Here is a 9,147-nt window from a genome sequence, read left to right as displayed (position 1 = left end):
AAATTTAATTATTGGAGGAATGAAGATTGCTGTATCTGGGGTCACTATATCATTTCGGGAAAATTGTACGTTTAGACATATCTTAATTAGCTCAATGCTCACTATGCATCTTGTTTTGTTAAATATATTAAACCATCTCCCGATATTCGAAAGATGGTTCATTTTTATTTATTCACAATTCTGTTATAGGAATTAATAGTTAACACGTAGTAAACAAGATAGATCACACCATACGTTGTCATAGCGTAAATTAATGCAAGGACATTCTCCTTTATATTATCCATATCGTATCGTAAAAATATCGGCATTATTAGCATACTTGTATTTAAAAAACCAATAAATAACGGCAAAATAAAAATAAACGCGGTCTGTTTTACAATAGTAGCCCGGATTTCTTTTTTACTTACACCAATTCCCCGTAAAATTGTATACTGATCTTTATCTGAATGAGCTTCTGTTAACTGTTTGAAATAAATAACACTTCCGGTTGCTATTATTAGCATTACGGATAAAGAGCTCATTATGAATATTTTCATTCCTGTAGACTCTTTCAGTTTTGTATATCCTTTGTAAAATGTTCGCATCTGATTATCGTTTCCAACTAATCTGGTTAATGTCTCAGATGCTGCTTTTGTTGTTTTTGCATTTTTCACTTTATAAGTTTTATATTTGATTGGTCTAACTTGGTTACCAATAGTATTAAACATCTCATCGGTAACAACCATATATAATAGCTCAGGACCAGATGTTAAGCTTATGCTTTGCCTTTCTAACTTATTAAGCTTGAAAGTATAGTTGTTCCCAGATAATGTAATGTTCACTTGGTGATTCGCGAAATCAGATACTGGTTGTTGATGAATGTATTTTTTAAATGCTATAGCGTGCTCACCAGAAAGATTTGGTATATCTCCTAATTTTAGAATTTTGTTCATTTTATGAAATACACTCTCTGAAATCAAATTAACAGAAAGGTCATTTTTATCTTGGAATGGTGCTGAAGTATTCCCTTTTACTTGAATAATCGGGATATCCAGTTGCGCTGTAATCGGATGATTCTTATCTGTGGAAATCACTCTCTGAATTTGATTATCAGACTCTTCACCTGTAGAAAGATAGGTATAGCTAAAAGGATACATTTCATGAACAACTTTCTCAGTACTCACATACTCAGAAAAGGATGCTGACAGGTGTGGTATTGCAAAAGTAGTGAGCAATGCGATTACTGTAAGTATAAGGGCATTTCCTTTTACACGGTACAACAAGTGAGATGTTCCAATGATGTTAATCCCTTTATAGTAGTTCGGTTTATTTTTTTGTGCACGTTTTAGCAAATACACAGTTAAAGAACGAAATAATAAATACGTTCCAATAGCAACAAGAGGCATATAAAGCATTGCCATCTCGTTAAACATAAGCCTATAACTGATTGCAAGTAAAATGATCGAAACCACGGCAGAAATGATAGATGCTTTCGGTACTTTCTCCCCTTTTTTATCCGCCTGGAATAATTCAATTAATTTAAAGCGATAAATTAAAAGATACGATTGAAGAGATGTAAAAATTGTAATGACCGTAAATGTAATAGTGGTAGTCATAACTGCTTCCATAGGAATACTAAAACTTACATTGACCGGAGCACCTACAAGCTTAAGGAGCAACATGATAAATAATCTGGATAATAGGATGCCTAATATGAGCCCGCATATTAAAGTGATAGCTCCGATAATTACATTTTCAAAAAACAGCATTCTTGCGATATTTTTTTTTCTCACACCGAGTAGGGAGTACAGACCTACTTCTTTTTTACGTTTTTTCGTGAAGAATGCATTAGAATAGCCAATGAAAACTGCTACAACTCCTATTAAAACGAAAGAGGTTTGTGACATTGTATCTTCTATATTATTAACAGCGTTTTTAATCTCTGGTGTATACAATAGTGAGTTGAAAGTGTAACAAATTATAACGCTCACGACCATGGAGAAAAAGTAGAGAAGGTAGTTATTTAAATTCCCTTTAATATTTTTTTTCGCTAAACTAAATAACGTCATTTGTACCACCTCCAAGAATAGACAATACATCTAATATCTTCTTGAAAAATTCTGTGCGGGAAGAATAACCCTTTACGAGTTCGGTAAACAGCGTGCCATCTTTAATAAAGAGCACACGTTTACAATAGCTAGCTGCAAATGCATCATGTGTTACCATGAGGATGGTTGCTTTATCTTCCTGACTCAAGTCTTGCAAGCTCTCCAATAAGTCTGTTGCAGATTTTGAATCTAGTGCGCCAGTCGGCTCGTCCGCTAATATCAAGCTTGGTTTTGATACCATCGCGCGTGAAGCAGCTGTACGCTGTTTCTGTCCACCTGAAATTTGATATGGGTACTTATCTAAGATAGAACGAATACCAAAACGCTTCGAAATTTCGTTGACTCTGTTCTCTATTTCCTGAACATTCATTTTTGCTAATGCGAGTGGTAGCAAAATATTATCCTTCACTGTTAACGTATCTAACAAATTGTAATCTTGAAAAATGAAACCGAGTTTATCACGACGGAATGTGGATAGTTGTTCTTCTTTCATATTTAGGATGCTTGTCCCGTCAATCAAGATCTCACCGAACGTCGGCTGATCTATGGTCGCCAAAATATTCAAAAGTGTGGACTTCCCGGCACCGGAAGGTCCCATAATTCCAACAAATTCACCTTCGCGAACAGTTAGGTCAATATCATGTAATGCAGTAAATATATTTCCTTTTGTCCCATACATTTTTTTAATTTGTTTTGCATCTACTATTGTTTTCATATATATAATTCCTCCATTAAAGAAGTTATTTTCTTCTTACAGGTTATATTCTATATGATGTAACCCTTCAATAACCTTACAGTTTCTTAGGCTAACCTTACAGTTTTGTCACCTTAAAATAAATGTCCCTTCTTTCTTTATTTTGTCCACTATAATGTGATATAGACGATTATGCCATTGTAATTTGGAATAGTCGTATGAGCACATAAGATATAACACAAAATACCTATAATACGAGCTTTTGGAGGAATCACGATGAAAATTATGATTATAGAAGACGAAAGAACCATTAGAGAGATGATGGCAGAAACGATAGAAAAGTGGGGATTTGATACCGTAAAAGTAGAGGATTTTGACCAAGTATTATCGATATTTTTAAAAGAAAATCCTCATCTTGTGTTAATGGATATTAATCTGCCATCATTTGATGGATTTTACTGGTGTAATAAAATTAGGGAATCCTCAAAAACTCCGATTATTTTTCTTTCATCTCGTAACACACCGATGGATATGATTATGGCGATGAATATGGGTGGGGATGATTTCGTTAACAAACCGTTTCACACAGATGTTTTGATGGCAAAAATTAATGCCCTCCTGCGCAGGACGTACACGTATATAGAAGACATAGAGTTAAATATCCTAGAGTATGATGGAATTGTACTTGACCTTAACAGTTACAATGTGTCTTATATGAATGAAACGATTGCGCTATCTAAAAATGAATTTATTATTTTTAACCTCCTCATGCAAAATAAAGGGACAGTCGTAAGCCGGACAAAAATAATGCGCAGCCTTTGGGCTGATGAAAGATTCGTGGACGAAAATACTTTAGCGGTTAATATTGCACGTATACGCAAAAAAATCACTGAACTCGGTAAGGAAGACTTCATTACCACTAAGAAAGGATACGGGTATATCATTGTATGAGTTTTTTTCAATATGTAAAAGATAAACGATTCTTTTTCACACTGTACTTCATCTTGATGCTTTTTGTGTCATTAATTATGGTTGTAAACGATAGCAGGAATCTTGTTATTCGAAACCTATTATATACTCATGTTATTGGTCTCCTATTTATAAGTCTGTATATTACTATCGGATATTATTACCGAAGGTCTTTTTATATGGAAATAAATAATCTAATAAAAAATGAGCAAAAAGATTTCTCTGTAGAAATGCTGAAACCACAAAATTATGATCAAGCTTTATATCTCAAGATGATAAAAAAAATGAATGACAATCATGCTAAGCAGCTTAATAAGTTGTTTGAAGAGAAGGTGGACTATCAAGATTTTATTATGTCATGGATTCATGAGATAAAGCTCCCGATCGCGGCAAGCAGTCTACTTATTGAGAACAGTACGGGAAAAACAGTAGACTTTCTTGCAGATAAGTTTGAAGATGAGCTAAACAAAATTGACAATTATGTAGAGCAGGCTCTTTATTATTCACGAATCGATTCATTTTCTAAAGACTATTTCATTACAGATGTGCAGTTAAATCAAATCGTTAAACAAAGTGTAAAGAAATATGCAAAAATCTTCATTACGAAACGGATTCACTTTCATATGGAAGAAGCACAGCAGTTCGTCCAAAGCGATAGTAAATGGCTTGCATTTATCATAGACCAGATTACAGCCAATGCTTTGAAGTATGTAAATGAAGGCGGGAAAATTTCTGTCCGCTGTGAAGAAGATAGTAGAGAAAAACGATTGCTGATTCAAGATACAGGCATTGGAATCAAGGAAGAAGATATACACCGCGTATTTGAGAGAGGGTTTACCGGTTCGAACGGAAGAATCCATACAAAATCTACGGGAATGGGCCTGCATCTTGCGCAGCAAATGGCTTTAAAATTAGGGCATGATATTTCTATTCAATCTCAAGAAGGAATATATACAAGGGTTATCATCCATTTTACAAAAACAAGAAATTATCATCGATTCCTGTGAAGCGTAGACCGGAAATACCTTTAGACTACTTTTAAAAAAATATTAAAGTATTCCTATAGTAACTTAGCCTCGATTGAAAAGTATTTTTAATGAAATTTACATTAAAGATTTTTTATAAGTGGTGGTCCATTTCTTAAAAAGTTCATATTCCATATGTATAGAGATTTAGCCCGTATTTTGCATGACAGCTAAATCTCTTTTTCGTGTACAGAAAATTGTATATTTCTGGACATAATAATATTGAACAAAAAATCATAGGATTTCTCCTTTTTTCGTGTTCAAAAACCTTGTAAACTTATATATGTTCAGATAAATATAAAGAATTAAGTTATTGAACAGCGGGAGATAAAAAAGCCATAAAATAAATAACCAATTCCTTGGCGTACAAAGAATTGGTTGATTTCTGTCTAAATTATGTCTAAACGTACAATTTTCCCGAAATGGTATGGTGAACCCTATCTGAGTGGAAAGCGTTGAAAAAAGAGACAAAGTTAAAGCTATTGCGTTATGCGATGTTAGAAAGCAAGTATAAGTATGCAAAATAAAAGCTCTTCATTTGCAAAAGCAAACAAAGAGCAAAAGTCTGAGTTACCATCTGGGAAAGAAATTGGCAGGTTTCTTTCCTCTATATTTTAACATATTAAAAGCTTTAGAGAAAAGGGGCATATAGAATGAGAGAAGGTCGTATTTCCTTTTAGCAAGGGGTTAAAGAATTTCTTATTATGAGGGTCTGTTTTTGGTTCGTTATGTTTCTCATGTATGGTGAAAGCCTGTTACAATAGAATGGAGTCGAAAGTCTAAATACCCTTAGGTAGCGCTCATAGGTGTAAGATCTATGGGGGCTTTTTTAATAAGGAAATATAAAATTTCACGTACCGTAATGTTTAATAAAAAATAAAATACTTAAACAATAGTCTACATTTAATTTTTTTTCCTAAATAATCCGCTTAATGGATACTGCATTGTTTGGGATGTTGCAGAATCCTAATAATAAGGATTCTTTTTTATTATATTTAAGCAAAAGAGAACTCTTAAATTAAAATTAGAATAGTAGAAGGCCTTCGAACGAGTGCTTTATCTATTTTTGAATAAAACACTGATTTGAATTATGTTTCTCAATAAACAAGATATGTAAATGGGATAAAATAAACTTTATGAGATATATTTAGGGGTCACCACGCTATTTTGAGGATTTTTACGTTTAGACACAAGTTGACCTTTACCATGTATGTTAAGAGCTATATTATCCAAAAAACCATATTTATGTGTTGAAAGGAGTATCAAAGCTGGAAATTATAATCTACGCTACTTTAAAAAAATGTTTTAGTAATGATTTTTGTTAATATAACTAGGAGGGGTAATATGAAATTAATATCAAAAATAGTAATGACCGCGTTAATAGTATTGAGTACATTTGCATTCAACTTAGGTGGACAATTTGATAAGGGTTTTCTTTCTACCTCAAAAGCATATGGGGATGTAATCAAGGCACTTCCACAAAATGCGTCAAATATAGAGTTAGATTATGCTCCTGTGTATGACTACGACACAGACGGGTGTTATGCGACTGCAGCAATTTCTCCAGATGGCACGACTAACCCTGGCCTAAGTTTGAGCGGTTCCCCGGAAAGTGTCTGTAGAGATCTTAACCGACTGGAAAATTCAAACACTTATTCTCGGGCCAAATTAAATAATGGCTGGACTGCAATTATGTACGCGAGTTATTTTGAGAAAGATCAAGCATCTTTGGGCCCTGGTTCGGCTGGACATCGACATGACTGGGAACACACAATAGTTTGGGTTAAAGATGGTCAGGTTCAATATGTAACTTATTCAGCACATGGTAATTGGTACACTAAACCTCGCTCAGACGTTAGATTCAGTGGAAACCACCCGAAAATTGTATACCATAAGGACGGCGGCTCAACACATGCTTTTCGCCTGGCTAATAGCAATGACGAGCCGCCAGAAAACTATTATCACCAGTGGCTCCAACTACCAATGGTTGGTTGGAATGGCTATCCAAGCCCAAATATTCGTGAAAAACTAATGACTACGAACTTTGGAGATGCAACACTTGAGATCAAAGATGGAAGATTTGAAAAAGCCCTTGCTAACGCAAAGCCACCCATTAACTTTGACCCTTATGCACCGGAACTGGAAGATGGTGGTACTTATCAAATAGTTTCTATTTTAAATAATAGTAGTGTCGTTGACTTAAATCAAGCAGATGGAAATGTTCAATTGTGGCAAAATGGCAACGCTAATAATCAAAAATGGAAGCTAGTATATGATTCAAATAAATCAGCATACCAAATTAAAAATATAGCAAATCAAAATTTAGTATTAGCTTGGAATGATCTTAATGGTTCTAATAATGTAGTTGCTACATCTAATCAAAATAAGGAAGAGCAATATTGGATACCAACAGAAGCAGGAAATGGATATTATTATGTAAGGAATAAGAAGGATCAAAACAAAGTGTTAGATGTAAGTGGTTATGGTACTGCAAATGGAACAAATGTTACAGTATATAATTTCCATGGTGGTAATAATCAAACATTCCAATTGTCTAATGTAACAGGGTCTTTAACAAGAGAAGTGGAGTCACTCTATAAGGCACAGCCTGGTCAAACCAGTAGATCAAGTAATAATTTTTCACTTGAACATCTCGCGGCAGGTGCCAAAGTACGAGTTGTTTTAGAAGGAGCAGGTGCTACCTCTTTGTCATTTAAAATCGCAAGAGATAAATCAGGTACAGACCCTGTAATTTGGTCAAATGTTAGAGATGGTTCTATTCTAACGATCCCTTCAGGAGATGATAGAAAGAATTTGTATATCGCAGGTCCTCCTAGCGGATATACTTCTAACGGTACATTTAAAGTGAAATTCTACGCTCTTCCAAACTAAAAAATATTATAACGTTTCTATTCCTTTTATATTAATCTAATCAGAAAATGAGTATGCATACTTCAAAAAATTTATTTCGGCGTGCTCGATTGGATTAACTATATTAATAGGAAATATAGTGTTCTGTTGCAAAGTTTTTTTAATAAAGCGTATAAAATGGGATCGAAAGTCTAAATACCCTTAGGTAGCTCTCATAGGTGTAAGATCTATGGGGGCTTTTTTAACAAGAGAGATATATAATTTCACGTACCGTAATGTTTAATAAAAACCAAACACATAATGTATAGTCTACATTTAATTTCATACCTAATTCGCCCGCTTAATGGATTCGATCTCGTCTGTCTTGGATATTATTTCATGTGAAATGGAGATATTATTTTTATTTTGGATAGATTTCTTGCGAAATATGTATCTAGAGCCGTATTTAAATTTAAATGTGATACGATAGTTGTATATATGCATTTAGATGGTAAAAGGGGATGAGTGTTGATGAAAAACCATATAAAAGTAAATGGAAAACTCCTTCAGACAAATAAAAAGTGGTCACATCTCCGGCAAAAACAAAAAGATTATATTTCTAATTGGTTACGTAGGGAATACATACAATTTGTAAGAACACATCATCGAAAACCTAAAAAATACGAGCATGATGAGATTCTTCATGAAGTGATGAATCAAATACAGGAACGTGAAATTTGGATTCCATATAGTGAAGTGAAAAAATACTATGTAAGCAAAATAGGAAAATGGTTTAGAAAAATAGAAGGTGAATGGGAAATACAAATAGACAACAATGAGATGCAGCAAGCATTAAAAGAAAAATAGATACAAATAGGGGGCTTATTTCATGTATAACTTACAAGAGGATATGTATGAACAATTGAAAGAGAAAAAAGGGGAAGTTACTGTATTTTTAAAGAATGGCGTTCCAGTACGTGGGCAGATCCTTGCAACGGATAAATTTACCGTTCTTATGATCGTTCATGGTAAGCAACAACTAGTCTACAAGCAAGCTATTTCTACAATTCTTAAGTAATTCTTTTTCCTTTTTTCGAGGGAAGAGGAAAAAACACAAAAAAATAGAAGATTGAGATCAATCGTCTTTAAAAAAGGAACATATGACAGATTACTACTCCAACTCTTAATCAATTATAAATAAGAGTATAGAAATATTCAATTCGTTCCGAATTTTCTCAATATATTTGTCTTATTTTCAAATTATAATATAAGTAATTCTTTTTATTATTATATATTTGTTCTTTCCTGTTGCAGAATCCTATTATTAGGGTTCTTTTTTTGTATCGAAAATCTACAAATTGTGAATTTAAAATATAGTTTGATAAATTAAAACAAAGTCTGATCATTCATAAAAAAGATTGATAATTATTAATAAAGTTTGATAAGAATTCCCTTGAAAGATGGAGTGAAATTGAATATTCATTCCATTTTTTTATTGTTCATTATATCACTTTATGATATA

Annotated in this window: 7 protein-coding genes; 5 read left to right on the top strand and 2 right to left on the bottom strand. The window is 33.3% G+C overall.

The genetic code is table 11. The annotated features are described in order from the left end of the window. Positions 1 to 164: 164 nt before the first annotated feature. Positions 165 to 2,048 carry an FtsX-like permease family protein gene (locus CN409_RS27120; protein ID WP_097854046.1) on the bottom strand — a complete coding sequence of 628 codons (1,884 nt, stop codon included), beginning with the start codon at positions 2,046 to 2,048 and terminating at the stop codon, positions 165 to 167. After that, positions 2,035 to 2,802, bottom strand: coding sequence for an ABC transporter ATP-binding protein (locus tag CN409_RS27115; protein ID WP_097854045.1), 768 nt, complete (start codon positions 2,800 to 2,802; stop codon positions 2,035 to 2,037). Before CN409_RS27115 ends, CN409_RS27120 begins: the two co-directional genes overlap by 14 nt. Positions 2,803 to 3,057: 255 nt before the next feature. Here CN409_RS27115 and CN409_RS27110 point away from each other — a divergent pair, with 255 nt between their 5' ends. The 5 genes from CN409_RS27110 (at position 3,058) to hfq (ending at position 8,703) form a co-directional block, all read left to right on the top strand. After that, positions 3,058 to 3,732, top strand: a complete 675-nt coding sequence (locus CN409_RS27110) for a response regulator transcription factor (protein WP_097854044.1) — start codon at positions 3,058 to 3,060, stop codon at positions 3,730 to 3,732. Beyond that, positions 3,729 to 4,757 (top strand): sensor histidine kinase, encoded by a 1,029-nt coding sequence (locus CN409_RS27105; protein ID WP_097982033.1) that lies wholly within the window; start codon positions 3,729 to 3,731, stop codon positions 4,755 to 4,757. Before CN409_RS27110 ends, CN409_RS27105 begins: the two co-directional genes overlap by 4 nt. 1,362 nt (positions 4,758 to 6,119) lie before the next feature. Beyond that, the gene (locus tag CN409_RS27100; RefSeq protein ID WP_097982032.1) at positions 6,120 to 7,667 is read left to right on the top strand and encodes an NPP1 family protein; all 1,548 of its coding nucleotides are present in this window, start codon (positions 6,120 to 6,122) and stop codon (positions 7,665 to 7,667) included. A gap of 489 nt (positions 7,668 to 8,156) precedes the next feature. Then, a complete protein-coding gene (locus CN409_RS27095; protein ID WP_097947069.1) occupies positions 8,157 to 8,492 on the top strand; it encodes a transposase in 336 nt (111 codons plus the stop codon). A gap of 22 nt (positions 8,493 to 8,514) precedes the next feature. Further along, positions 8,515 to 8,703: an RNA chaperone Hfq gene (gene hfq, locus CN409_RS27090; protein ID WP_002169915.1), complete on the top strand. Its 189-nt coding sequence runs from the start codon at positions 8,515 to 8,517 to the stop codon at positions 8,701 to 8,703. The last annotated feature ends 444 nt before the right edge of the window (positions 8,704 to 9,147 follow it).

The sequence above is a fragment of the Bacillus sp. AFS012607 genome, from assembly GCF_002558005.1.
Taxonomy (GTDB): Bacteria; Bacillota; Bacilli; order Bacillales; family Bacillaceae_G; genus Bacillus_A; species Bacillus_A thuringiensis_S.
This window is presented reverse-complemented; position numbering and strand designations above follow the sequence as displayed.

What these genes read in the sequence shown, in the direction of transcription:
- CN409_RS27120 (WP_097854046.1), bottom strand. Translation starts at nt 2,048, where the DNA reads ATGACGTTATTTAGTTTAGCGAAAAAAAATATTAAAGGGAATTTAAAT.
- CN409_RS27115 (WP_097854045.1), bottom strand. Translation starts at nt 2,802, where the DNA reads ATGAAAACAATAGTAGATGCAAAACAAATTAAAAAAATGTATGGGACA.
- CN409_RS27110 (WP_097854044.1), top strand. Translation starts at nt 3,058, where the DNA reads ATGAAAATTATGATTATAGAAGACGAAAGAACCATTAGAGAGATGATG.
- CN409_RS27105 (WP_097982033.1), top strand. Translation starts at nt 3,729, where the DNA reads ATGAGTTTTTTTCAATATGTAAAAGATAAACGATTCTTTTTCACACTG.
- CN409_RS27100 (WP_097982032.1), top strand. Translation starts at nt 6,120, where the DNA reads ATGAAATTAATATCAAAAATAGTAATGACCGCGTTAATAGTATTGAGT.
- CN409_RS27095 (WP_097947069.1), top strand. Translation starts at nt 8,157, where the DNA reads ATGAAAAACCATATAAAAGTAAATGGAAAACTCCTTCAGACAAATAAA.
- hfq (WP_002169915.1), top strand. Translation starts at nt 8,515, where the DNA reads ATGTATAACTTACAAGAGGATATGTATGAACAATTGAAAGAGAAAAAA.